This is a genomic window from Gramella sp. MT6 (genome assembly GCF_019357415.1).
Classification (GTDB): domain Bacteria; phylum Bacteroidota; class Bacteroidia; order Flavobacteriales; family Flavobacteriaceae; genus Christiangramia.
In genome coordinates, this window is record NZ_CP048410.1 from 376,369 (window position 1) to 403,055 (window position 26,687).

15 protein-coding genes and 2 tRNA genes are annotated in these 26,687 nt (G+C 39.2%); 2 read left to right on the forward strand and 15 right to left on the reverse strand.

Annotated elements, in window-relative coordinates; all coding sequences use genetic code 11:
• The first annotated feature begins 11 nt into the window (after nucleotides 1–11).
• Together G3I01_RS01715 and G3I01_RS01720 are read left to right on the forward strand one after the other, a co-directional pair.
• Nucleotides 12–1,874, forward strand: a complete 1,863-nt coding sequence (locus G3I01_RS01715) for a DUF262 domain-containing protein (RefSeq protein ID WP_219550546.1) — start codon at nucleotides 12–14, stop codon at nucleotides 1,872–1,874.
• Nucleotides 1,871–2,620: a hypothetical protein gene (locus G3I01_RS01720; RefSeq protein ID WP_219550548.1), complete on the forward strand. Its 750-nt coding sequence runs from the start codon at nucleotides 1,871–1,873 to the stop codon at nucleotides 2,618–2,620. Before G3I01_RS01715 ends, G3I01_RS01720 begins: the two co-directional genes overlap by 4 nt.
• A 315-nt stretch (nucleotides 2,621–2,935) precedes the next feature.
• On the opposite strand, the gene G3I01_RS01725 is transcribed toward G3I01_RS01720, so the two are convergent.
• The 15 genes from G3I01_RS01725 to G3I01_RS01795 all read right to left on the reverse strand — a co-directional run bounded on the left by G3I01_RS01725 (nucleotide 2,936) and on the right by G3I01_RS01795 (nucleotide 26,663).
• Nucleotides 2,936–3,020, reverse strand: a tRNA-Leu gene (locus G3I01_RS01725).
• An 81-nt stretch (nucleotides 3,021–3,101) separates the two neighbouring features.
• Nucleotides 3,102–3,174: transfer RNA gene (locus G3I01_RS01730), tRNA-Gly, on the reverse strand.
• Between the two features lie 269 nt (nucleotides 3,175–3,443).
• Nucleotides 3,444–6,059 carry a DNA mismatch repair protein MutS gene (gene mutS, locus G3I01_RS01735; protein WP_219550549.1) on the reverse strand — a complete coding sequence of 872 codons (2,616 nt, stop codon included), beginning with the start codon at nucleotides 6,057–6,059 and terminating at the stop codon, nucleotides 3,444–3,446.
• A 46-nt stretch (nucleotides 6,060–6,105) separates the two neighbouring features.
• Nucleotides 6,106–6,531 carry a hypothetical protein gene (locus G3I01_RS01740; RefSeq protein WP_219550550.1) on the reverse strand — a complete coding sequence of 142 codons (426 nt, stop codon included), beginning with the start codon at nucleotides 6,529–6,531 and terminating at the stop codon, nucleotides 6,106–6,108.
• A 33-nt stretch (nucleotides 6,532–6,564) separates the two neighbouring features.
• Nucleotides 6,565–8,397 (reverse strand): ABC transporter ATP-binding protein, encoded by a 1,833-nt coding sequence (locus G3I01_RS01745; RefSeq protein ID WP_219550551.1) that lies wholly within the window; start codon nucleotides 8,395–8,397, stop codon nucleotides 6,565–6,567.
• A 96-nt stretch (nucleotides 8,398–8,493) separates the two neighbouring features.
• The gene (locus G3I01_RS01750) at nucleotides 8,494–9,534 is read right to left on the reverse strand and encodes an adenylate/guanylate cyclase domain-containing protein (protein WP_219550553.1); all 1,041 of its coding nucleotides are present in this window, start codon (nucleotides 9,532–9,534) and stop codon (nucleotides 8,494–8,496) included.
• Between the two features lie 22 nt (nucleotides 9,535–9,556).
• Nucleotides 9,557–9,937, reverse strand: coding sequence for a response regulator (locus G3I01_RS01755; protein ID WP_219550554.1), 381 nt, complete (start codon nucleotides 9,935–9,937; stop codon nucleotides 9,557–9,559).
• Between the two features lie 21 nt (nucleotides 9,938–9,958).
• Nucleotides 9,959–13,696 (reverse strand): two-component regulator propeller domain-containing protein, encoded by a 3,738-nt coding sequence (locus tag G3I01_RS17070; RefSeq protein ID WP_257710677.1) that lies wholly within the window; start codon nucleotides 13,694–13,696, stop codon nucleotides 9,959–9,961.
• Between the two features lie 5 nt (nucleotides 13,697–13,701).
• On the reverse strand, nucleotides 13,702–14,079 hold the full coding sequence (locus tag G3I01_RS01765; protein WP_219550555.1) for a response regulator: 378 nt from the start codon (nucleotides 14,077–14,079) through the stop codon (nucleotides 13,702–13,704).
• 5 nt (nucleotides 14,080–14,084) lie between these two features.
• Nucleotides 14,085–15,407, reverse strand: coding sequence for an ATP-binding protein (locus G3I01_RS01770; RefSeq protein ID WP_219550556.1), 1,323 nt, complete (start codon nucleotides 15,405–15,407; stop codon nucleotides 14,085–14,087).
• A gap of 12 nt (nucleotides 15,408–15,419) precedes the next feature.
• Nucleotides 15,420–17,909: an ATP-binding protein gene (locus G3I01_RS17075; protein ID WP_257710678.1), complete on the reverse strand. Its 2,490-nt coding sequence runs from the start codon at nucleotides 17,907–17,909 to the stop codon at nucleotides 15,420–15,422.
• The gene (locus G3I01_RS01780; RefSeq protein WP_219550558.1) at nucleotides 17,906–22,636 is read right to left on the reverse strand and encodes an ATP-binding protein; all 4,731 of its coding nucleotides are present in this window, start codon (nucleotides 22,634–22,636) and stop codon (nucleotides 17,906–17,908) included. The genes G3I01_RS17075 and G3I01_RS01780 overlap by 4 nt, the downstream gene beginning before the upstream one ends.
• 370 nt (nucleotides 22,637–23,006) lie before the next feature.
• Nucleotides 23,007–23,729, reverse strand: coding sequence for a hypothetical protein (locus tag G3I01_RS01785; RefSeq protein ID WP_219550559.1), 723 nt, complete (start codon nucleotides 23,727–23,729; stop codon nucleotides 23,007–23,009).
• Between the two features lie 182 nt (nucleotides 23,730–23,911).
• Nucleotides 23,912–25,249: a DUF418 domain-containing protein gene (locus G3I01_RS01790; RefSeq protein WP_219550560.1), complete on the reverse strand. Its 1,338-nt coding sequence runs from the start codon at nucleotides 25,247–25,249 to the stop codon at nucleotides 23,912–23,914.
• 229 nt (nucleotides 25,250–25,478) lie between these two features.
• Nucleotides 25,479–26,663 carry a heparan-alpha-glucosaminide N-acetyltransferase domain-containing protein gene (locus G3I01_RS01795; protein ID WP_219550561.1) on the reverse strand — a complete coding sequence of 395 codons (1,185 nt, stop codon included), beginning with the start codon at nucleotides 26,661–26,663 and terminating at the stop codon, nucleotides 25,479–25,481.
• Nucleotides 26,664–26,687 lie beyond the last annotated feature (24 nt).

The window sequence follows — 26,687 nt, forward strand, 5'->3', positions numbered from 1 at the left end:
TCCATAAATTAATGGCAAAAAAAGTAAATAGTGAAACTGTATCTCTTTGGGAAATTTTAGGCGCTCCCAGACCTTATTCAATACCCTATAACCAAAGACCATATATATGGGATCAAAAAAATTGGGAAACACTTTGGAATTCTTTTTTTTCCGAAAATGACAAGAGTACCTTTTTAGGCTCTTTTATTCTCTTAGAAGATGATGACCCCACAAAAGATGTTCAAATATTTGATGGCCAACAAAGAATAACTACCTTAACTATATTATGCAAAGCATTTATTGATGTACTTCATGAAAATGGTAGTATTGCAAATGCCCAAGATATCAAAGCATACCTATTAACTGACCATAGGTCTAATCCCAGGTTAATGGTCAGCAAAACTTTAAGTAAATATTTTTGTGAAAATATTCAAACTGAAATCCATATCAAACCTCAGCAAGGATCCACCGATACAGAAAAAAAAATTTTTAAGGCATACCAATATTTTTACGAACAGGTAGAAGAACTGTTAAATATAAATAGCAAACAAGGTATTGACATATACGAGCTTTTTAAGAAGAGATTATCTTCTCTAGAAGTAGTAAAGCTCACCATTTCTGATATAATACTCGGGATTGAAATATTCGAATCCGTTAATGCAACTGGGAAAAAACTTGAAGCCGATGAATTAGCTAAAAATATCCTTATAAAACATGCTAATTTAATGGATTATGACGTCGAAAAATTTGATCTAGAATGGACGGAAATAAAAGATAGGTTAAAAGTTGCAGGTTTTTCCTTTGTTGATTTTATGCATTATTTCTGGATATCTAAATACCCATACGTAGGAAAAAATCAGCTATTTAGATCAATGAAAGATAAATTTCAAGGCGATTCTGATAAGTGGCTTACTTTCTTCTCTTCTCTAAAATCCTCTTCTATCACAGTAGAAAATATTTTCTCTTTATATTCTTTCGAGAATTTTAAATTACATTATCCTAAAGCTAATTCAAATCCAAAATATTCTTCAAAATATTTAAGATATCTTCAATGCTTACGATTTATAAAAAATAAATCTTGGATAATTCCAATCTTCACAATTTTAGATTATGAGGCTAAACTGAACCAAAAAAATGAAACTTTTATTGGAAAAAATAAGTTTCATGAGATAATTAAAAAACATTTTGTCTTTTCGTTTTTACATTTTAATATATTTTCTCTGCCAACTAGAGATTTTACACCAGCTATGTATAAACTAGCTAAAAATATTAATAAAGCCTATTTCGATCACCCACAAGATGTAATAAAATCAAATAAAGAAGTTAATAAATATTTGCAGCTTCACTTTTGTGGGAAGGATGGATATGTTAATAAAGCTGTAAAACAGTTTGAATTAATGGAAGATGAATTTATAGAAGGAATTCACAAATTAAAACATAAGGATGATAATAAATTTCTTATTCATACGCTTTACGGGGAAATAGAAGAAGCTATTTTTGGCGGATCTTTTCACAATATTTCCTCACACTCAATAGAACATTATATGCCACAAGAATCCATGGAGTCATGGGGAATTCCAAAAAGTTTAAGTAAACATCACGAAAATCGGTTGGGCAATATACTTATTATAAATGCTGATCTCAATGGAAAACTTCAAAACAAATCACATAAGGATAAAATGGAAATATTAAGCGGCCATCCATCTAATAGTAATTTTGTTAATGAATTTATTGAATATAATGAATCGGAAACCGGACCCTATAACTTCGGTAAAATCACAGAGGATAATTTAAAATCTTCTCACCCAATAGAAAATCCATCCGAGATTGATAAGCGAACAGAAAGAATTGGTAGTTACATTAAAAAAATGTACATCGAGGAAATGAAATATTGAAAATTTATATTATTACTATTAAAAGCATGATTAATAAAGTTTCTTATGTAGTTGCTAATTGGGAATTAACCATTTCAAATAAAGGAGAAAAACCACATAAAAATCCTAATAAACTTGATTGGAATCAAAATTCGAGAAGGTGCTTCATTAATGGATGTTCCAATAAAGTTTATAAAACAAAAATGTCAGGACTTTGTAAAGACCATGAATACCATCAATTTGATTTACTTCTCTCCTTATTAGATCCAAGTGGGGTAAATCATTCAATTCCTGCCCATCATGATATGATTAATTGTTTAATGGATTGGTCTTCAACTAGAAATTTCCCTCTATCTCCTTTTTTTGAAAAATTGTCATTTGCTATCCTAGGAAACGTCCCTGATATCAGTAGCCTAAGTGGAGAAGTAACCTATGAAAAATATAAAGTAAAAGAGCTTAATGAAATTTTTGAGAGCTCTAAAAAAGTTGTTGAGCAATTTTTTCCCGAAAGTAATAATTCTTCTTTTCAGCCTCTTTCTACTAAAAAAGGTGATATTCCAGTCATTGTGTTAGCTCACGTTCTGATGAGCCTAATTGTATGTGAAGAAGCTAATCGTGGTGATCGGTGGCATTGTAGGACAATTAGGAAAGATGAATCTAAAACAACGCAACTTGGAGGTGCTATGCCTATAGTATATTTTGCAGCTCGCTCTTTCAATTGGGGTGTAGAAATGAAAAATGTTGCTAGAAATTTTACTCCTAATTAATTGTCCTTTTTAAAAAATGCCGGACAAACAACAATATGAAACAATTGATTTTGGACCCGGCTTTGAAATAATAGATATAGGAAGGTAGTTGCGCTAGAAATAATGATTCAATCTGATCTCCTATAAATGAACCTCAATAAGCCTTATCTCAATTTTTCTCATTTTGATTTAGTTTCAATACAAGATTACGAGATTTCAGCGATAGTATTTGTCGCTATTATATGCGTAAAAAAGTAAAATTCTAAATGCCGAAAAGTAGTTGGGACACAAAAGTATTCAAAACAAAAAAGCCCCTGCGATTGCAGAGGCTTTCAGTACTCGGGACGGGACTTGAACCCGTACGACCATAATGGTCATTGGATTTTAAGTCCAACGTGTCTACCAATTCCACCACCCGAGCGTGGTATTTTATATGAGCGAAAAACGGTCCCGAAGCATCGGGAGAACCCGCGACTTCATTGTTTTTCCTTTTGGTATTCTGAGCGAAAAACGGGATTCGAACCCGCGACCTCCACCTTGGCAAGGTGGCGCTCTACCAACTGAGCTATTTTCGCGATTTTTAAGAACATTGCAATACCGGCGATGCCTTTATTGCGGAGGCAAATTTAAGACAAATCTTATAATGGCAAAGAATTTTTTAAGAAAAAAACACGGCTAAAACTATATACTCTCAGCCTTAAGGTTTTAGTATTATACCTTTCGAGTGGTAATATCTTGTTATGGGTTCAGGCTTAAAGAAATATGAAGGAGAAAGTTGGAATTAACGAGAGATTCTTCACTACGTTCAGAATGAAAACAAACCACAATTAACAATAAACAATAATCATTGTTTATTGTTAATTGCCAACATGCGTTTGATCTCGTTTAGCTTCATCAAAGCTTCTACCGGAGTCAGTGTGTCTATATCTATGCCCAGTAATTCCTGTTTCAGATCTTCCAGCAATGGATCATCCAAATTAAAGAAACTAAGCTGCATCTCGTCTTCAGCAGATCGTTTTAATACCGCCCCGGAATCTTCCATAGAGTGCGACGCCTCCAGTTTGGCTAGTATCTTGTTGGCCCTATGCAGCACCATTTGAGGCATTCCGGCCATCTTGGCTACGTGGATACCAAAACTATGCTCACTCCCGCCAGGTACAAGCTTACGCAGGAACAAGACATTATCCTTCAATTCCTTTACCGAAACATTGAAATTCTTGATCCGGTCAAAGGTTTCGCACATCTCATTTAGTTCGTGGTAATGCGTGGCGAACAGGGTCTTAGGTTTTGAAGGATGTTCGTGCAAATATTCACTAATTGCCCAGGCGATGGAGATCCCATCATAGGTACTGGTTCCTCGACCAATTTCATCCAGCAGAACCAGGCTACGGTCTGAAATATTATTCAGGATGCTGGCGGTTTCATTCATCTCTACCATAAAAGTAGATTCGCCCATAGAAATATTATCGCTGGCCCCTACCCTGGTAAAGATCTTATCTACCAGGCCGATCTCGGCAGATCTCGCCGGTACAAAACTTCCCATTTGCGCCATAAGCACGATGAGCGCAGTCTGTCTTAAAATAGCCGACTTACCACTCATATTAGGCCCCGTGATCATAATGATCTGCTGCTCTTCCCTGTCCACGTGCAGGTTATTGGTCACATAAACTTCTCCCGGGGGCAATTGCTTCTCGATTACCGGGTGACGGCCTTCTTCAATATCCAATCCGTAAGAATCTCTGATCTCCGGCTTGGAATAATTCTCTGCCTGCGCCTGTTGGGCAAATGAACATAAACAGTCCAGCCTGGCGATCAATCTCGCATTCTGCTGCACTGGATCTATATATTCAGCCATCCAGGAAACCAGCTTCCCGAATAATTGCTGCTCTAACTGCAGGATCTTTTCTTCGGCACCTAAAATTTTCGATTCGTATTCCTTGAGCTCCTCGGTAATATACCTTTCAGCATTCACCAAAGTTTGCTTGCGTATCCAGGTTTCGGGAACCTTATCTTTATGAGTATTTCTAACTTCTATATAATATCCGTAAACATTATTGCTCCCGATCTTTAGAGAAGAAATACCCGTGGCTTCGGTTTCCCTCTGGATCATATTATCCAGATAATCCTTTCCGGAAAATGCAATATCTCTAAGCTCATCCAGCTCTTTGGTAAAACCTCTGGCGATCACATTTCCTTTCTGAACATTTACCGGTGCCTCCTCGCTTATGCTTTCCGTGATCTTTTCCCGAAGCAGGTCGCAGGAATGTAAATTATCCCCAATGATCTTCAGGGCTTCGTTATTGCATTTCAAGGCCAGTTCCTTTACCGGAATGATCGCATTAAGGGAATTCTTAAGCTGATTCACTTCCCGCGGACTAATTCTTTGCGTTGCCACTTTGGAGATCAAACGTTCCAGGTCGCTTATCTCTCGGATTTGATCCTGGACATCTCCCAGGGTTTCCGGATTTTTGATAAGAAAATCAACCACCTGCAGCCTCTTTTCGATCATTTCAGCATCCTTAAGAGGCAGGGCCAACCAGCGCTTTAATAGTCGGCCACCCATAGGCGAGATCGTCTTATCTATAACATCCAAAAGGGTAACCGCATTAGCCGCGGTAGAATGATATAATTCCAGGTTACGGATAGTGAACCTGTCCATCCAGACATACTGCTCTTCGGCGATGCGGTTTATAGAACTTATATGCTGAAGCCGGTGATGCCTGGTTTCTGCCAGGTAATACAACACGGCTCCGGAAGCTATGATGCCTTCCTCCAGATGATCTATCCCAAATCCTTTTAAGGACTTGGTCTGAAAATGTCCATTCAGGGTTTCTTCAGCATAATCAGTTTTAAAGATCCAGTCGTCCAGGTAAAAACAATGCATGTCTTTCCCGAAACTCTCGTTGAATTCTTTTTTGAATTTCTTCTGAACCAGGACCTCACTAGGCCCGAAGTTCTGAAGTAATTTATCTATATACTCCCTGTTTCCCTGGGCGCATAAAAATTCCCCGGTAGAAACATCTAAAAATGAAACTCCCAGGTTCTTTTTTCCGAAGTGAACGGCACAAAGAAAGTTATTGGATTTACTGCTAAGAATATCATCATTCATCGCTACACCGGGCGTCACCAATTCAGTCACCCCACGTTTTACGATGGTCTTGGTCATTTTAGGATCTTCCAGCTGGTCACAAATAGCAACCCTCTGCCCTGCTTTAACAAGTTTAGGTAGATAGGTGTTCAATGAATGATGCGGAAAGCCGGCAAGCTCGGTTCGCTCTCCTCCATTATTTCGGTTTGTAAGAACGATATTCAGGATACGGGCAGCCTTTACGGCGTCTTCTCCAAAGGTTTCATAAAAATCCCCGACTCTAAACAGTAACATGGCATCAGGATACTTTAGCTTGATGCTATTATACTGCTGCATTAACGGGGTTACCTTCTGAGATTTCTTTGCTGCCAATTTTCCGGGATTTTAGGATTGCTAAAGTAAAGATTAGGCGGTTTGCTTAAAAATTATAATCCGAAATTTTAAGGATAAGACTCCCTAAAAATAAAATCGACCAGAAGAAGGTGCGCCACCAGTTCTTTTTAACCAGGCTGGTGGTGATCTCCTCGCAGGATTCGTCAGGCTTGATGGAATTGTGCAAGGGAACGAAGATCAAAAAAGTAAGTATCCAGGTTATAAGAACAATGATAATGCTCCCCCAGGTGTATAAATTCTGTACCTGCATTAATTGCATTATCGTCACTACAAGCTGCGCGATCATCAACGGGCCGACGATCACGCCAATACGCTGGGTATAGATCTTATGCCATTTCCCCAGGTCTTCAATCTTATAATAGCATAGCCCGGGATAGATGACTAGTTGAACGATCCAGATCAAAACCATCAATCCAAAATCAACCAAAAGCCTTATTAATTGAAGATCCACACTTTAAAATTTGGTGTAAAAATAAAGATCCATTTATTGATAACCAGCTGCCTGCAGGTTAAAAAGTTCGGCGTAGAGCTTATCGTTTGCCATTAACTCCAGATGGGTTCCTATTTCCAGCACAGCTCCATCCTTTAGAACCATGATCCTATCTGCAATTCTCACCGTGCTGAACCTGTGCGAGATGATCACCGCGGTCTTTCCTTCGGTTAGCTTTATAAACCTCTGAAAGGCTTCCGTTTCAGCACGGGCGTCCAAAGCAGAAGTTGGTTCATCCAGGATCAATACTTCAGAATCTTTCATATAAGCTCTGGCGATGGCGATCTTTTGCCACTGCCCTCCGGAAAGGTCTTTACCATGCTTAAACCTTTTACCAAGAGGTTGATCATAACCTAAAGGAAGATCTTTCACCACTTCCCGGGCGAGACTTTTTTCAGCTGCGCCATCTATACGCGACTGATTAGAAATTTCACCGATCTCTCCCATAGCGATATTTTCCCTCAGGGTTAATTCAAATTTCACAAAATCCTGGAAGATCACTCCAAAATACTGCTGGTAGGCCGCCTGATCATATTTTTTAATAGGAATACCATCCAGAAGAATCTGGCCTTCGGTTGGTTCATAGAACTGAAGCAAAAGTTTAATCAACGTGGTTTTCCCGGCTCCATTTTCGCCAACAAAGGCAAGTTTTTCTCCAGCCTTCAGTTCAAAATTAATATTTCGAACCACCCATTTTTCAGATTTGGGATATTTAAAGCCAACATTGATAAATTCAAATCCTTTCTCGATCTTTTCGGGCAGGTCGAGTTTCCCATCGGTAGAGCTTTCGGCATAGGTAAGATCCAGAAATTCGAAGTAATCCTGCAGATATAACGCGCTTTCGGTAATTGCCGTAAACCTGGTAAAAAACCCCTGCAGTTTAGACCTTAACCTGTTGAAGGATCCAGAAAGAAAAGTAAGGTCACCCAGGCTGAAAATTCCGGCAACGGTCCTGAAGATTATAAAAATATAAGCGCCGTAATAAGCGGCAGTTCCAATCACATTAAAAACAGAACCCCAGCCCGCACGCTGTTTTGCCAGTCTCTTACTTTGTAAATAATATTTATCTGAAAGTCCCTTGAAACGATCTGCCAGGTAATTCGATAGTCCGAATAATTTCACCTCTTTTGCGGTAACATCACTGGCCCCGGCATATCTTAGATAATCCAGTTCACGCCGTTCTTGGGTCCAGCTACGAGCCAGTGAATAGCTGGTTCCGCTGAATTTGATCTCATTGATGATAGTCGGGATAATAGAAACCACCAGAAGAATGATAAGCCAGGGTTCAAAAGCCACCACCCCGGCAAGCAGGGATATGATAACGATCACATCTTCTCCCTGGGTTAAAATATTAGACATTAAACCTACTCGGCCTGTAGTTTGCTGGCGTGCCCTTTCCAGTTTATCATAGAATTCTGAATCTTCCAACTGGTCCAGGTTCAATTCTGAAGTCTTTTTAATGATCTTCACGGAAGTGTCTATGGAATATTGATCGCCTAAAAGAGCATCGCTAAGGCTTATTCCCCGGCTAAGCAGATCTGAAATGATGGCAAGCCCAAATTCTGCCGCAACCAGGATCCAGAGCCTGTCGAGATCTTTAGTTTCAGCGGCGATCTGCACCACCACCTCATCGATGATCAGTTTTCCTACCCACAGCATGACCACGGGAAGGATCGCATTCAATATTCTTCCACTGATATTAGTGTAAAAAAGAAGCGGATTCACCCGTTTGATCTCCTTAAAAAAGCGGGGTACAAATTTTAGGGAAGCAAAGCTTTCCCGGAAATTGATATTATTGGTTTCGAATGATTTTTTAGGCCTGGGCAAATTTTTCCATTTAAATATTAGTGCAATTTAAGGCTAAACCTAAAATTCTCCTTCGCCTGAGTCGGGAATTAAGCCATTAAATTTCAAAACTTACGGTTATTCCAAAACTTCAAAAATAGTTACCGGTTCGACCTTATTCTTCAAATTAAATTTCCCTAATTCCCGGCACTTGAAATATTCCTTTATTTTCTCATAGCAGGACTCCCCAATAATGATCTGGTTCTCTTTTGCGATATCCTGAAACCGGGCAGCTGTATTCACCGTATCACCGATCACCGTGTAATCCAGTCGCTTTAAACTTTCAGAACCTATATTTCCGGAAGTCATCTCCCCGCTTTTGATCCCTATGGAAACCTTGGGTTTAAAATCTGAATTCTCATCTGGAGGATCCAGTTCACTTATCTTATTTCTTACGGCCAGTGCCGCATCTACAGCCCGATCTAAATGATAATCTCCACGAAAAACAGCCATTATAGCATCGCCTATGAATTTATCTATGAACCCCTTTTGGGCTATGATCTCCTTCGCCATAACATCAAAATAGGTATTTATCATTTTCACCACGGTATTGGGAGGCGCAGTTTCGCTTATCCTGGTAAAACCAACCATGTCGATAAAAACCACGCTGCCTTCTATGGTTTCATTTTCCATTAAGGAAGACTCATATTCCCTACTGTTCATGAATTTAAGAACATTTTCATCCACGTACATTTTGAGAATATCATTCTCCTTTATGGCGATCAGAGTATCTTTTAATTGCCTCGCATGCTGGATCGTTTTTTCAACGGTGATAGAAAGGTCTTCAAAGTTTATTGGTTTGGTTATAAAGTCGAATGCACCGCGATTCATGGCCGTACGAATATTTTCCATGTCTCCATAGGCTGAAACGATCACCGCCTTGATGAGGGGATTCTTCTCATTCAACTTAGTCAGTAAAGTGAGGCCGTCCATTTCTGGCATATTGATATCGCTCAAAACAATATCTGTATCGGGTTCTTCCGAAATTTTCTCGAGGGCATCACGGCCGTTCAGGGCAAACCGGAAATCATATTCGTTATCCCGGATCTTCTTCCTGAACTTCTGCTTGATTAAAATCTCAAGATCTGCTTCGTCATCGACTACCAGTATTTTGACCATGTTTAGAGATTTAATTATTTATTTAGTTTAAACCACCAGGTATTCTTAACTCATTCCTCAGAGATTCAAAATTGATTGGTTTGGTAAAAAATTCCTTGGCTCCAGAATTTATAGCCTTATTGTAATTCTCAGAATCACCATAAGCAGAGATCATGCTTACCGGGATTTTAGGAAATCGTTTTTTTATTTTTTCAAGCAGCTCCAGGCCTGTCATTCCCGGCATATTAATATCAGAAAAAACATAAACCACATCGGGCGGATCCTTCCTTTCAAGGATCTTCAAGGCCTCTTTACCTGAAAATGCAAAATCTATTTCGAGGTCATTATTCCTTATTTCTTTTCTGAACTTCTGCCGGAAAAGGTCTTCTATATCTTTTTCATCATCTACTACCATTATTTTCATATTCCTTCAGATTTATTTTGATCAATGCTTCTTTTTAAGATTTGCTGGCAACTGTATGGTAAAGGTGGTGCCCTCCTCGATGATTTCCTCACCATACCCGTTAGAGGTAACAGGAACGCCACTCTGTGTTTTTAGTTTTAAAATACCGCCATGAGTTTTTATGATATCATATGAAAGGGAAAGCCCCAAACCAGTCCCCTGTCCGCTAGGTTTCGTGGTGAAAAAAGGTTGAAAGATCTTTTCCTGAACTTCTGAAGGAATCCCTCTTCCATTATCAATAATATTGATATTAATGAACTTCCCGGCTTTCTCTGTACTTACAATTACCATGGGCTGATAATTTTCATCACTGGTTGTTCTCTTCCTTTCTGAAACCGCATAGAACGCATTATTGATCAGGTTTAAAAATACACGGCCAATATCCTGCGGAGCGACATAGATCTTCGGAAGCGACTCATCGAAGTCTGTCTTCATCCCGGCGTTAAAAGTTTTATCCTTGGCCCTCAAACCATGATAGGATAACCTTAAATATTCATCGGCCAGTTTATTAATGTCGGTAAGTTCTTTTTCTGTACTGCTGTTACGGCTGTGCTGGAGCATACCCTTCACAATTGCATCTGCCCTTTGCCCGTGATGCCTTATCTTTTTTTCATTTTCAGCAATATCAAACAACAATTCATCTTCAAGTTCCAGGTCACGCTCCTGTTTATCCTTAAGTCTTTCCTGGCGCAACTCATCAATCAATTCAGAATTTACTTCGGAAAAATTATTCACGAAATTCAGCGGATTCTGGATCTCATGCGCAATTCCTGCAGTTAGTTCACCCAGACTGGCCATTTTTTCAGACTGAATTAACTGAGCCTGGGTATTTTCCAGATCATGAATACTCTTTTGTAATTGTGCGGTCCTTTCAGAAACCCGTTCTTCCAGGATGCGATTTTCCTTTTTAAGCCATTGCGAGCGATATTGTATAATGCTGTATAAGATCAAAATTGCTAGTAATCCATACAAAAGGTAAGCCCACCAGGTTTTCCACCATGGAGGAACTATACTGAAACTGAATTGAGCAGGTTCGCTCCAGATATTATTATAGCCTTTAGAACGAACCATGAAAGTATAGTATCCCGGGGGCAAATCCCGGTAGTTTTCACTAGTTGTTTCCTTTGATATCGGGCTCCAGGTTTTATCGATGCCTTCAAGGAAATACCTGTAAACAACACTGCCAGGATTATCATAATTCAAACTTGTATAGCTAAAACTAAGATAGTTCTCATCATGCGGTAAGTTCAGTTCTTCAGGAAGATAATAAGGGCCTGCAAGATCTTTCCATTCAATATCGCTTTGCTCCTCAGGGTTATCCTGATTCCCAATAATGATAAAATTATCCCGGTTAGAATTCCATATCGTATCAAACCCCTGCCGCTTATCTTTTAAGTAACTACCGGCATGAAACTCCTTATTTTCATCGGTAAGATTTAAACCCGTAATATAGGTGTGGGAAGCTGTGGTGTCCTGTTCAATTTCGTCTATGACGGTAAGGATCTGGTTTTCCACCCCTGCCCACAACCTGTCATTATTATCAAAAGAAATACTACCCTGGGACACATCAAGATAATTTAGCCCCTGGTTAACATCTATGGTCTTAACGTCCCATAGAAGCTCATCTGTTGCCTGCGATTTTCTTTCATCTATAACATTAAATCCTTTGGAAGAACCCGTATAAACCTTGCCCTTGTGGAGAGCAACATCATAAACATCATTAGCTGCCAAACCCTGGTCTGTTGAGAAGTTATATATGCTATCCCTGTCTGCCTTTAAAAACTGCAGGCCTTTTTCGCCAGCCAACCAGGCTGAGTTATTTTCGTCAAATTCCATGGCAAATATGTTGCCTGCTAGAATTCCATTTTCTGCAGTAAGCAGGTAACTTAGATTTTTTTCCAGATCTACCTTCTGTACTCCCAAATCCCTCCAGCCTACCCAAATATCCCCTTCCAAATCTATTTCCAAAAAATCATTGAAAGAGATCGAATCATTCCTGAAATCGAAAAACTCAGATCTTGAATTATCAAGATCTACAGCCATCAATTCTCCCCCGGTTCCTGCCAACCACATTTTGCCATTTTCACCCTGGGTAATACGCCTGATACTATCGGTTTTAATACCTTCAGTTCTGGTTAAAAATTGTATAGTTTCTTGCTCGGGATCTATAATAGTGGCTCCTGCAACATTTCCACAGGTCCAGATCCTGCCCTGTGCATCCTCAGTTAAACCGGTATGCCTCGCAGCTCTTAAACCAGCTTCCCTACCAAAATGTGTTATCTGCTTTTTTACTGGATCATAAACATCAATCCCATTGTAAGTACCAATCCAGGTCTTCCCATCTTTTGCCTGTAGGGTAGCCCAAACCTGATTTGCCCCCAGGCCATCTTCAACGCTAAAATTTCCTGGACGCCCGTTCTTATTATTTATCTTGAAAAGACCTCCGTTCATCGCCTTGGTCAACCAGATCTGGCCTTCTTCATCTTCAAGCATTGGAAAATAAACTTCCTTTGCCTCGGAATCATTTAAAATAAATTCTTCAGAACTGCTAAGATCTGGCAAGAATCTTTTTACGATTCCTTTTTCTAAAACCGTCCAGATGTTACCCTGCGTATCTTCTAGAACAAAATCTGCAATGTTTAGTGTATCTTTTGAAATAGTTAGGTGAACCATTTGATGATCCTTTTTATCGATTCCGGTCACCTGGGTTCCATTAGTAATCCAAATCCTGTTTGAGGGGCCCTGGCTTACATGGTAGATTGGTTCTTTCAGGAATTCTCCCTGAATTAAATAGGTTCTCTTTTTTTCAAGATCGATCACCCTTAGTCTTTTTCGAGAAGTCAACCACATTAACCCATCTTCATCTTGCATAGGTGTCACAAATGGATCCAGGCCTTGCTCACTATCATTAAAATATCTGGCAGATCTTCCGTCAAAATCGATAATACTATATCCTGTAGCCGCGTCTGAAGCCCATATTCTTCCTTCATTATCTTCCTCGAGGCCAAAAACAGGAGTTTTGCCAGGTAGGTTCTCCAATTCCAGTATTAGTTTACGGTCTAAATCCAATATCATTAACCTCTCATTGCTGGCCAACCATATCCTTCCTTTCGAATCTACCAGAAGGGCAGTTGTTACAGGAACATTGATACCCTGATTAGCACCGTACATTTCAATATTTTCTGAGTCGTAACGAGCTATACCATAGTTAGTGGCAATCCAAAGCATCCCTTCATTATCCTTTACTATATTGAAAGGATTTCCGGAAAGCCCAAAATTGAAGTTAGAACTCAAAACTCCCCTACTAGTGCCTGGCTGCTTCACCAATGAACCGGCTTTTCGTATTTCGGGATCACCAAGCTCCACAACCTTAACTTTTATTTTATTTTCAGGTAATTTTTCAAGATCAAAAGGACTGGAAGGCAGACTGTCCAGGTAAAATGCTTCAGAAACGATCTCCTTTTCAACTGGTTCTAACTCTCCTATTTCAAAAGATTTCGAGGGCAATTTATCCCAGTCGAACTTTAATTGTGGAAGTGCTTTTAATTGTACTTCCTCCCGGGTAATGGTATCGGGTGCTGGCATTCGGAAAGGTTTAGCCACCGGTTGCTCATATCCCAGATCCTTTTTAGGAAATTCGGGGGTTTCGGGAGCATCCTGACAGGAAAGGAATGCACATGCACCTATCAGGAAAAAATATTTGAAAATAGCTTCTTTCATCTGTTTTACTTTTTGATGAGATCATATATTTCTTTTCTAAGAGATTCAAAATCGATTGGTTTGGTAAAAAATTCCTTGGCTCCAGAATTTATAGCCTTGTTATAATTCTCTGAATCGCCATAAGCAGAGATCATGCTTACCGGGATCTTAGGGAATTGCTTTTTTATTTTTTCAAGAAGCTCCAGGCCAGTCATTCCAGGCATATTTATATCAGAAAAAACATATACCACTTCGGGAGGATCTTTTCTTTCAAGGATCTTCAATGCTTCCTTACCTGAAAATGCAAATTCGATCTCTAAATCATTATTCCTTATTTCTTTTCTGAACTTTTGACGAAAAAGAGCCTCCACATCTTTTTCATCATCTACGATCAATATTTTCATATTCCTTATTTCTTTAATTTTACAATAAACCTGGTATATGTATTCTTATCTGTATTAGACTCCATTTGTAATTCTCCACCATGTGCTTTGATGATATCATTAGTAATAGAAAGTCCTAGCCCTGTTCCCTCCGTTCCCTTTTTAGTTGTAAAAAAAGGTTGAAGGATCTTAGATTTATATTCATCAGATATACCCGGGCCATTATCTTCGATTTCAAGAATAATATTGTCGTCCTCACGATAAGTACGAATGCTAAGTTTTGGTGCGTATTCAAATTCAGGCTTAGACATCTTGAGCTTGTCATGCATAGCATCAAAGGAATTATTGCATAGATTTAAAATAACCCGGCTAAAGTCTTCATGAATAATAGAAACCTTGCCTATCTCTTCATCCAATTCATAATCTATACTCACATTCATTGGCTTTTTACCGGCTCTCATTCCATGAAAGGCCAGATTAACATACTCCTTTATGAGTCCATTAAAATCTACTTTTTCAGCCTTGCCATTGCCCCCACGACTATGTTGCAGCATAGACTTCACAATACTATCTGCCCTGGTTCCATGCTGTTTTATCTTCTCCAGATTTGACTTTACATCTTCAAGGATTTCCCTGGCCTCGCTCAGGGCAGCTGAGCTTTCTATTTTATTTAGTTCTTCAAAGGTCTCATCGATCAGTTCCACATTCAGGTCTGAAAAATTATTAACGAAATTGAGCGGATTTTTGATCTCATGAGCGATGCCGGCAGTTAATTCCCCGAGGCTGGCCATTTTTTCTGAATGGATAAGCTGTTCCTGGGTAGCCCTTAAACGGTTTAAAGATTCTTCGAGCTGGGAAGTTCTTTTCTTTACTTCTTCCTTTAATTCTTCATTCTTCTTTTTAAGATGCTCAATTCCAAAAGTATCTATTTCACTATCCACAAATTCAGGTTTAGATCCATGAAAATGAACAAGCAACCATTTCCCTCCCGAGTACTCGTAGACACCCGTATACCTCATATACATTTCGATCTTCTCCCCATTGGCCGTGGGAGAGAAAAATTTTACATCATCGCAAAGAACCGCCACAGTATCGTTAGCCAGCATCCTGTATGAAAAGGGCTCTGAATTCCATTCCAAACGGTAATTTTCAAGTTGACTTAGAGTATTTCCAAGGATCCAGAGGTAATCTTCCTTCGAAAGGATCTTTTCATCCCAGGTTGTTCCAAAACCACTTATTTTGTCATCGATAAATTTTACGGCTTCCTTCTCAGATAATTTACCGGTAAAGATTATCTCGAAAATTCGTTTATGAGTTTGATGAAGTATATTTTCTTTTGTATCCATCATAAAATCAGAGTGTTAAACAGGTAATAAGATAGTAAATATTGTTCCTTCTCCCTCTTTGGTATCTATTTTTAATTCCCCACCGTGTACCTGAATGATCTCATAACTAAGATAAAGTCCAAGTCCGGTGCCCTGCCCACTTGGCTTAGTTGTAAAAAATGGCTGAAATACCTTATCCAGGATATTCTGGGAAATTCCAATGCCATTATCCTTTACCTGTATACAAACCTGATCAAGTTTTTTCCTGGTTAGAATTTCGACTTTTGGCATATACCCAGGATCCTTGGTATGGCATTTTTTCTGCTGTACAGCATAAAAGGCATTTGTGAGTAAGTTGAGGATCACCCTCCCTATCTCCTGCGCCATGACATTGATCTTCCCCAACCCCGGATCAAAATCCTTTTCCAGATCAGCATTGAATGATTTATCCTTTGCGCGCAATCCATGATAAGCTAAGCGCAGATATTCATCACATAGAACATTTAGATCTGTAGGTTCTTTTTCAGAATTTTCTTTTCTGCTATGCTGCAGCATCCCTTTTACAATCGCATCTGCGCGCTTACCATGATGATTTATTTTATAAAGGTTATTCCTGATATCATTTAAAATGACTCTCACCTCATCATAGTTTCCTTTTTCAATTTCTTCAGCTAATTCATCGAGCAACTCATTATTTACTTCTGAAAAATTATTTACAAAATTTAATGGATTCTGGATCTCATGGGCAATTCCGGCGGTAAGCTCTCCCAGACTTGCCATCTTTTCAGATTGGATTAGTTGGGATTGGGTAGCCTTGAGCTGATCTAAAGTCTGCTCTATTTTCTTCTTTTGTCTTTTTAATTGAGCATTGGCTTTTTGCTTGTTCTTATTGTTGCGGTATAAAATTATGGCCAGGACAACCACTGAAATCAAGACAATTAAAACACTTATAATAAGCCAGCGCTGAAAAATACTTTCCTTTTCTTTTTTTAATTTTTCTCTTTCTAACAGATTTATGGTCTTTTCGCTTTCATCTAAAATAGAGCGTATCTCGGCATCGGCTATCCTGTTTATTTCTTCAGATTTTTCTTTCTCTGACCTTAACAATTGATAGTCTTTTAAATACTGATAGGCCATTGCGGGATTATCAAGCTCCTCGTAAATCTGGGATAAAAGAAGAGTAGCCTTTTCAGTAGCCTGGGCGTTACTATCCAGATTTAAGGATTCGGTGGCATATTGTAAAGCCTGGTCATAATTTTCGATTTGAAAATGGCATTCCGCCAGGTATAAATTCATAAATGCGATAGCCCATTCAACTCCCTCTATTTTACTGAAACCCTGTTCAGCTTTCTGAAAATAGGGTATAGCTTCCTGGTATTTTCCCTGGCTTTTTAATATCTGGCCCTGAGCGTCGTTATATCTTGCAATGGCCCAGTCTTTACTTCTTACGGTATCCTTGAGAGAAAGCTGCATATATTTTTTAGCCTCCTCATATTTTTCTATCGCAATGAGCGGAAATACAATGGTTCCATAGGCTATACGTAATCGTAAGGAATCCTTTTCCTTTTCTAATTCTTCAATTGCTATGCGATAGTTATCTGCCGCCCTGCTGTCCATACCATAATTCTCATAAGCTATGGCCAGGTTATACTGATCTATTATCCGCAATTCCCGATCTTCAACGGGATCTAATAGCTCCAGGGTTTTCAGGTAATATTCAATAGCCAGTGACCACCTGCCCTGCATTCTGTAACCATTTGCCATAGCACTATGGATAAGTGCCAGATTATTTTTATCCTGTTCTGCAGACATTAATTTGATCAATTCCAGCTCTATTTTTTTGGCCTCTTCTTCCTTTTCTAAATAGACCAGGGTTCCCATTTTAATGGTCGATAAATGAAATGCAGGATAGATCTCACCTATTTCTGAGAATAAGTTTATAGCTTCTGTTAGCTTCGTTAATGCTGTTTCCGGGCTCTCGAGGCGATAATAGGTTCCGGCGATAGCATATAAAAGATTCGCCTGTATCTCTTTGTTATCTGATAATTCATCCCTTGCGAGTGTCTTATTAAATTGATCCTGAAACAGTTCTACATCTAAATTTGAATCAGACCTCAGTATATCTGTAAAATTGCTATTTTCATCACGCTCTTCCTCTAAGTAATTTGAGATCTGCTGAGCCTTTTTTCTATAATAAATACTTATGGGATTGTCTCGATCATAATAGAAAGAGGATAAGGTTAAATAGTACATGGCTTTCCCTTCAGCATAATCCAATTTATCAGAAAGTGTTTTTGCTTCCTGTAGAGCCAGGAAACCATCTTCAAATTCAGGAATTAAAAAACACAAACGCGCGAATTCATTCTTTAATTTTATAGTTCTTGTTCCGTCTCCTGAAGATTTATCTATAAGTTGTTTTATGCTATCCTTTTTAAATTTATAATCCTCTATATCGCGGCTGGTCTGGCCTAAACTATTTAGACATACCGCTAAGAAAAGGATACATAATATGTGATTGATTTTCATCGGTTTGTTTTTATTGTGATTGTGAAGGTTGTTCCCGTGCCTTTTTGAGTTTCTACTTCTAGGACACCACCATGGGCCTTTACAATATCGTAGCTTAGACTAAGCCCCAAACCAGTTCCCTGCCCGGTTGGCTTCGTGGTGAAAAATGGCTGAAAGATCTTATCCAGGTTCTTTTTAGGAATCCCACAGCCGTTATCTTTAACACGAATAAACACCTGGCTCTCTTCTTTATGAGTTGAAATACTAACTTTTGGTTCATATAAAAGATCATTGGAGCTGTTTCTTTTCTGCAATACGGCATAAAAAGCATTGGTAAGCAAGTTGAGGATCACCCTTCCAATCTCCTGCGCCATCACAGCGACATTCCCAAGATCTGGATCAAAATCTGTTTCCAGATCAGCGTTAAAAGATTTATCCTTGGCTCTCAAACCATGATAGGCCAAACGCAGATATTCTTCACATAAAACATTAAGATCTGTTGGTTCTATTTCTGAATTACCTTTCCTGCTATGCTGCAGCATCCCTTTTACAATAGCATCTGCACGCTTGCCATGATGGTTAATTTTATTAAGGTTATTCCTGATATCCTTTAGAATTTCTTTTACCTCCTCCAGATCGCCCTTTTCTATTTCTTCGGCTATTTCATCTAGAAGTTCATTACTTACTTCAGAAAAATTATTCACGAAATTCAGCGGATTCTGGATCTCGTGGGCTATTCCTGCAGTTAGTTCTCCCAGGCTGGCCATCTTCTCAGATTGAATAAGTTGTTTCTGAGTTTGCTGAAGTTCTGTGAGTGCTTTTTCGGCATTTTCCCTGGCCGCCTTTATTTCTTTAAGATCCTGCTTAGCTTTTATGGCATTCGCTTCAGCAACTTTCAGATCTTTAAAACGGATGTAGGTAAGGTTAAATACTGCCGCAAAACGTTCCAGCAATTCAAGGGCATCTTCGTCCTGTTCCTCTCCGGAAGCCAAACCAATAAGTCCACCAGAAAAATAGGCCATGTACTGGATCCTCCTTTTTTGTTCCACACCACTCTGAAATGGGATCTTCAATTCCTCATTTAGATACTTGAAATAATTCTGCAATTCCCTGCCTTGCATATTTATTATCTGGGAAGTCTTTCCCTGCTTCCAGCCTTCTAACATCCGGGCAATCGAACTGTTTTTTGAAGCTTCTAACTTAAAGTGATTTGCTAGCCTGGTACCGTCTTCATTGGTTGCCCAGGCATCTATTGTGTCCAGGTCACTATCGATAAGGCCTATAAATAATCTATTTGGAGAAATCCCCAGTTCCAGTAGCTGCTCAAAAACGACCATAGAGGTTTCGGTAAATTCTTTGCTATATTCCATAGCCAGCGTACGGCTTCTCACTTTTTCCAGGGCTGTTTCCACCCTCGCTTCCCTTGCCCGCTCTTCAGCCTTTTGCAAATCGAGGAACCTGGTATAGGACTGTTCAAAGACCCTGGCAAACCTTTTAAAGATCTCGTAAGATTCCGGAACAGGTTCGTAGGTGATAAAAATGAGATATCCATATTTAAAAAAAGCAACATGATCTATCTGGGAGGTTGGGAAAGAAATTCCCTGTGCTTTCATTTGCAGTAATTGATCACCGACTCCCGGCAGGGAGCATAAATATTCGTAATGTGCAGGACACTCGTCTTCATCTATTTCGTTGATCAGCAAGGATTGCCCTTGCTGGCCAGCATTATAATATTTAAGAAAAATTCCTTCTCTTGGTGTTCTGTATTTAGGGAATACACCCTGGCCATTGCTACCCCATTCTACAGACCCTCTCTCATCCTCATCATAAATATTGAAGGCGCAAAACCAGGTGGACACACCAAGTTCCTGAACTTGTTTTACAAGTTCCAATGATAGATCTGCCAGATCTTCACTCTTCTGCATACCTATAGATCTGCTACGAATCCTCTCTAAGGCAGCTTCGACCTGCGCTTCTCTGGCCTGGACTTCGGCCTTTTCCAGGTCACGAAAACGGGTATAAGTTTGCTGAAATACCTTACCGAACCTTAAAAGGGTTTTATTTTCTTCTTCAGAAAAGGCCTCACCTTCAAAGTTCTCTATATAAAGCCCCACATCGTCCATTAAAACTGTGGATATGGCCAGCCCTTTACAGTTTTGATAATAGCTTATTACTTCTTCCGTTACACCAGGAATAATTTCAAACAACTCCTGATAAAACTTATTTTTCTCTTCAAATGTGTACAGGTTGCTAAAAAAATTATCCCCTTTCTTTTTAGCCTTTAAAAAACTATGCCAGTGAGGAGTATCTATATAGGGAACAGTTACTTCAGCAGGAATACTATTTTTATCGGTAAGCCAGATATGCATGTCATCGTTCTCCTTGTAGTCTATAATAAACCCGGCGTGTTCTATATTAAAATTCAGATGGACCAGCTGATCAAATACGACCTTAATAACCTCCTCCAGTTCTGAACTTTTTTGCATTCCCATCGTTCTGCTACGCACTCTTTCCAGAGCAGCTTCGATCTGAGCTTCTCTGGCCTGGACTTCAGCTTTCTGAAGGTCCAGAAACCGGGTGTAAGCCTGCTCGAAAACCCTACCAAAACGCTCCAGTATTTCCAGGTCATTTTCAGAAATAGGTTCTTCACTTACTGTCTGGAGTCCGCTATATTCAAAAAAGGTAAAGCCAGCTACATATCTTTCAAGAGCCTTATTAGCTTCCTGAACATGCACAGGGAATCGCCTGAATTCAGTTTCTGAATAGAGATATTCATCATATATTTTTTTCTCTTCACCTTCAAGGGTATATATAAATCGCTTTTTCTGAGCCTTCCAGGCATCCCACATAGCGTGATGAAATGGATAATCTTCAAATTTCATATAGTAAGATTCGGCATCCCGTCCTGTTTCGGGATTTGCAGCCCAAACGGTATTGCTCTTATCCTGTTCATCGATAAGATTGATAATACAGAAGGTAAGTGTGAATTCCAGATCTGTAAACTCCTGGAGAAGTTTATCTACCACAGATGACAACTCTGAGGAATGGTGCATGGCCAGACTCCTGGACCTCACTCTTTCCAGAGCCGCCTCGATCTGAGCTTCCCTGGCCTGCGCTTCGGCTTTTTGGAGGTCCAGAAATCGGGTATAGGTTTGCTCAAATACTTTTCCGAAACGTTTAAAAATATCATGAGCTTCGGGAACTTCCTCATAGGTAATAAATAGTAAAAATCCCTTATTGAACCTCACCAGATGATTGAACTGTTTGGTAGGCAGATCTAATCCTGCCTCCTGGAATTGCTCAAAGGTGCTTTTAAGTTCCGGCAGAGATGTCATATAATCATAATGGGCTACCAGGTCCTTACCGTCCTGCCCGTAAACAAAAAAATCAAGATTTTTAACTATCGCTTCATGCCAGGGAATCAAACTTTCATGTTCTGTTAAAGGCAATACGAATGGCTCTTGCAATTCCCCTTCGCTACTCATGATACAGGTACTGGATCTCTTATCTTCCGACAGAATATTATATCCTGCACTCCATGCGGGAATTCCTAATTTTCGAACTTCATTAAAAAGAACATTCGCTGCTTCTGGTAATTCATTAGAATGCTGCATGGCCATAGTACGGCTTCTAACCCGCTCCAGAGCTGCTTCGAACTGTGCCTCCCGGGCCTGGGCCTCTGCTTTTTTAAGATCCAGAAAACGGGTATATGCCTGTTCAAATACGCTTCCGAATCTCCTTAAAACACTGTTCTCAAATTCTGTAAACACCCGGCCATGGTGATTGATTATAAATATCGAGGTGTTCCGGAATATGGCACATGACCGGGTATAACCTCCTTCACGTGAGAAAACTTCATTTTTATGCGAATCATCTGCATTTAAATATGGAGGATGTTTGAAAAGGTGTTCAAAAAACTCAACTTTCTCTTTATTGCTAAATGCTTCGGTAAAAAAACCCGGGCCTTTTTTTATGCCTTTGATCAAGCCTTTATAAATAGGTTTATCTATAAAAGGAACATGAACTTTTTCTACATAATCTGCCGTACCTCCTGCCCCCCAGCACCAAAGTTCATCCTGTATATCTGAATTGATAATAATAAAGGCTCCTCCCGTAATTGGAAGCTCCAGTTTAAGCAGTTCCCGGCGAACCCTTTTAATTACATCCTGAAGCTCTGAGGTGTGCTGCATTTCCAGAGACTTCGCCCTGACTTTTTCCAATGCCATTTCTACCTGAAGTTCCCGGGACTTTTCTTCCAACTCTTTAGTCCTTCTATTAATAGCTTCCCGCAATTGTAAATTTTCAGCAGTGATCTGGTCGAAACCTATAGTCTCGCCTACATTTGCCTTGGCGTCTGGAATTGAAAAATGCTGATAAATGAATCGCCAACCTTCTTTTGTTTCGTGCAGAGCATTAGAAAACCTAAACCTTCCGTAAAAATTCCAATCTTCTTTATTCAAGAACCATGCGTCGAACAGGTGGGTAATAAATGCGATATTCCCGAACAACTCTACGGTTTTGATATTATTTCGCAGATCGGTTTTGCCCGAAAATTGATCGCTGGTTTTTCTAAAGAATTCGGTGGTGTCTTTTCGGTTTAGAAACTCTTCATTGTTTGTAGAACCAATGAAATGGTAATCATCATCAAAATAGGAATCGTAGGTATCTATATCACCATTCAAATAACTATCAAGCCACTTTTGATAAATATTCAGAATCTCATTTTTATGTTTTTGAGTTATTCTCATATTAAATAAGTTTCTGGAATTGAAGGGATGAACATTAGTTTCAGATAATAAATCTTTACCGCGATAAATAGGAAATAGAATTATAATTAAAACCACCTGATATTCAGCGGAAATCACTTAGTTAATATACTCTATTTCAGTAAATTAAATCGAAAAATAGGATGAAAAGCCTGAAAAACTACATCAGTTGCAACAAATCTTAAATGTTTTCGATTCAATAAAAGAAAGCAGGGAGTTCAGGAATGCAAGCCTTAACTAAAAATTATTGATCCACCCCAGGAAATGGCAATCTTCTTCGGTAGATTTCAGGCAAAAAAAATGACACCTGAAAGGTGCCATCTTCTTTTCAAATAATTAAACTAAACTATTGCTATTGATTACTAAGGTCTTCATTCAACTTGTACATATACGCCCAGGAAGCGTCTAAAGCCTCTCTGAATTTGTCTCTCATTTCGGTCATTTTCTCTTTTCCATGTTTTTGCTCATAAACATCCCATGGTCCATCCCACTCGGCATCAAGGCCGGCAAAATTCTTATAAGGCAGGCTTACCATATAATCTGGATCATCCTGGCCTCCACCGGCAAAGTCATACCAGTAACCCAATGGTTCTCCTTTAGCTTCTTTGTAAGTGGAAGAAACATCTTTGATCACCTCATTGAAAACTGTTGAATTATTGGTTCTGAAAAAGGTTACCCAAACCACTTTATTCCCAGAAGTTGGAGATTTACTGTAATCGGGCATGGTAGAAGCCATATTATGAGTCATGCTTTCTACGTAAGGAAATACACTGGAACGGAAAATTTCCTGGCAGGCGTTATCGGCTTCTTCAGGACCTTCGTCCATTTCAGCCCATTTATCCATAAAATAGGTCACGGCAACAACACCGCTTTCTCCCTGTACTCGATTCCAGACATTCCACGTATCTGTACCGCCATTTTCAAGATAACAATCTTTCCATTTTTTCATGCCCTCTTCGAATTTTTGCCTTTCATTCATTTTAAGCTTCAATTCGAACATGTGTAGAATCCTGCTTTCCTCCTGAGCGATCCCTAAAAGGGGAAATAGCAAGAGGAATAAAATCACTTTTTTCATAATTGGTTGAATTTAGTAGTTAATAGTTATGTAATTTACTGAATTACAATAAATTAAATCCATTTTATAGTAAAAAAGTAACGAAATACCTCAATATTTAAACATCTACATATCAGAACATTAAAATTAATAAGCTGAACTACTTTTAAGGCTTCATGAACCTTTACCGAGAACTATTGTGATCATCCAACAGGACTTTCAGGAATTACCGAAGGTTCTGCCCGCTGTCTTCTTAATAAATGATTCTTTTTATAGCTAAGATTTCTCCATACCCATTCCAGCGGACCAAAATAGAAATACCTCAGCCATATTGGGCTAACTATAAGCTGAAATACCCAGATGCCAAATACGATAAACAGTAGTTCGTATCTCTGAAATGAACCAAAAAGTCCGAAACCTACCCCAGTAAAAATGAACATACAGATCACCGAGTGCATCACGTAATTGGTAAGTGCCATTTTTCCCACCGCCGATAATGAATCCTGCAGCCACTTTAATACGGGCAGTTTACAAAAGATCATAATTAAACCTACATGACCCATAGCCATGAAAAGTCTCCCCAAATCATAGGTAATACCTGCTTTCGCCATAGACAGAAAAGAAAAATTCCCCGCCATGATCATTTTTACCTCGTAATAATTCACGCTTAATCCTATTGCATAACACACCAGTACCACAAGCCCGTAAAACTTGTAACTTTTTTTAGCGTTTAAAATGTTCCATTTAAAAAGGGCGATGCCCAGGAGCATCATTGAAAGTATATCCCACACGTCATATCTATAGAACCAGCTGGTATCTGTTTTCATATTCTTTGGCGCCAGGAATGCTACCACAGAAAAATAATCCTTCCGCATATTCTGGGTGGTTTCAGCAACTTTTTCCGGGGAACGACTTTTTTCAATTTCGGCCCAACTGGCGGTCGCTTCTTCCATATCAGAAGTAAGTGCCATCCCTGAGGCTTTGTATTCCTTAGCCAATTCTACCTGATCAAGCATTTTAATATCCTGCCGGTATTCAAAATAATTCCAGACCGTACCTACCGAAAAAAGGAGGAGTGCGCTTATAAATAGTGTTTTAGCTTTTAAATTGCGGAAAGAATATACCAGGAATCCCATTAACGCGTAATCATAAAGGATCTCCCCGGTCCATAAAAGTAAGTAACCGTGTATAAGACCAAAAACCAGTAACCATAAAAGTCTTCTGAAATAAATATCAGCGGCTTTAATCCCGGCACCCTTTTGCTCTAAACGGCTTAACAAAATGAACATGCCCACTCCGAAAAGGAGCGAAAACAAGGCTCGCATGGTCCCCTCAAAAAACATGGTAGTACCAATCCAGGTATAGAGGTTCCATCCGGTAGCCCCGCCGGTAACTGTGGGATTAGCATAGGCTCCGGCCAGGCCAAAACCATTAATATTCATCAGTAAAATTCCGAATAAAACAATTCCCCGCATGATATCGAGAGAACTTATTCGTTGACTGGCATTGATGGGAGTGAGTGAAGTTGGCTTAGCTTCCATATTTAATAGCTTTTTAGTTAAAAAAAAGAATATTATAAAGAGTCAGCTATGCCAGACCACAATAGAATATTACCTGTTATATAATATTATTAGCCATTAAGGCCATAAGACCACAGATAATTAAAATCGAAGATCATTGTAAATAGGGACGAAAAATAAAAAGCCTAATTTACTCATTATTAATAACTTAAAATCTATTATTCTGACAATAAATGAATTTCAGTTTATCCTATAAATAACTTAACCACCATTTATCCTTATTTCGAAGTTTAAATTCCATGTACTTTTTACTAGGGAAATAAAGAAGGAAAACAATAATCACCCAGATAAGGTACACGACGATCAAAGGATAGCCGTAACCCTGAAGTTCTGTGTTGGTGAAAATATTTTCAGTGAAGATCATTTTGGTCCAGTCGTCTCCAGAAACCAGCAGCACAAGAAGCGCGGCTAAATGGATCACGAAAACGTGGAGTACATAATAAAAGAAGGGCACCCTGCCAAAAACCAGGAAAAAAGAGGTGATGTTGTTCCTTATATTTTCGGTTAAGAAAAGGAATAACATGGCCGGGCCCAGGGTGATCAACAAATAGGACAGCGAGGGCGGATATTTAGTCACATTCAAAACAGATAGAATCGTAAATATGGATGAATTCTGTTCCTGCCAGGGTGAAGGATCTCCATATAAATTTGGCATTCGGAGTAGCAGGAACAATGCTATACTTACAAGGCCCAGGAGCAACAACCATTTTTTTCTTTTTACGCTGTCATAATCCCAGGCATATAGACTTCCGAAGATATAACCCAAAGCCATAACCCCAACCCACGGAATGATAGGGTACATAAAAAGAATAAGATGATCTGAGGTTCTTATCGCACCTCCCTGATGCAGAATATACCAGATCACAGCTGCAGGATCCTGTCCCTGCAGGGTAAACCCGTCCAGCATATTATGCCCGAAAATCATTAGTAGAGCGATGCTCAGTATTAATTTCCAGGGAAGGTAGATAAGCAGAGATAGTATTACCATGCTTATACCTATGGCCCAGATCACCTGTAAATTGATGAAACCATAGGTAGGATCGAACCACCATACAAGGTTCATAATAACAATTTCAACAAAAATAAGCCACAGTCCACGGCTGAAAAGAAAATTGAAAAGCTGTTTCCTGGACTTTTTCTGACCATATAAAAACGCGGAAGTACCTGCCAAAAACACAAAAGTAGGTGCGCAAAAATGAGTGATGAAGCGGGTAAAGAACAATTCTGGAGTAGTGGTATCGAGATTGGTAGGATCGTTAGTTGTTATAGCATTAATATGAAAATAATCTCTTACATGGTCTAATGCCATGATCACCATAACCAAACCTCTGAGGAGATCTATAGATTCTACGCGCTTAAAAGTCTTCTGTTCCATAAACCTCGATTAAAATTTGAATTA

What these genes read in the sequence shown, in the direction of transcription:
- G3I01_RS01715 (WP_219550546.1), top strand. Translation starts at nt 12, where the DNA reads ATGGCAAAAAAAGTAAATAGTGAAACTGTATCTCTTTGGGAAATTTTA.
- G3I01_RS01750 (WP_219550553.1), bottom strand. Translation starts at nt 9,534, where the DNA reads ATGGTCAAAATACTGGTAGTCGATGACGAAGCAGATCTTGAGATTTTA.
- G3I01_RS01755 (WP_219550554.1), bottom strand. Translation starts at nt 9,937, where the DNA reads ATGAAAATAATGGTAGTAGATGATGAAAAAGATATAGAAGACCTTTTC.
- G3I01_RS17070 (WP_257710677.1), bottom strand. Translation starts at nt 13,696, where the DNA reads ATGAAAGAAGCTATTTTCAAATATTTTTTCCTGATAGGTGCATGTGCA.
- G3I01_RS01765 (WP_219550555.1), bottom strand. Translation starts at nt 14,079, where the DNA reads ATGAAAATATTGATCGTAGATGATGAAAAAGATGTGGAGGCTCTTTTT.
- G3I01_RS01770 (WP_219550556.1), bottom strand. Translation starts at nt 15,407, where the DNA reads ATGATGGATACAAAAGAAAATATACTTCATCAAACTCATAAACGAATT.
- G3I01_RS17075 (WP_257710678.1), bottom strand. Translation starts at nt 17,909, where the DNA reads ATGAAAATCAATCACATATTATGTATCCTTTTCTTAGCGGTATGTCTA.
- G3I01_RS01780 (WP_219550558.1), bottom strand. Translation starts at nt 22,636, where the DNA reads ATGAGAATAACTCAAAAACATAAAAATGAGATTCTGAATATTTATCAA.
- G3I01_RS01785 (WP_219550559.1), bottom strand. Translation starts at nt 23,729, where the DNA reads ATGAAAAAAGTGATTTTATTCCTCTTGCTATTTCCCCTTTTAGGGATC.
- G3I01_RS01790 (WP_219550560.1), bottom strand. Translation starts at nt 25,249, where the DNA reads ATGGAAGCTAAGCCAACTTCACTCACTCCCATCAATGCCAGTCAACGA.
- G3I01_RS01795 (WP_219550561.1), bottom strand. Translation starts at nt 26,663, where the DNA reads ATGGAACAGAAGACTTTTAAGCGCGTAGAATCTATAGATCTCCTCAGA.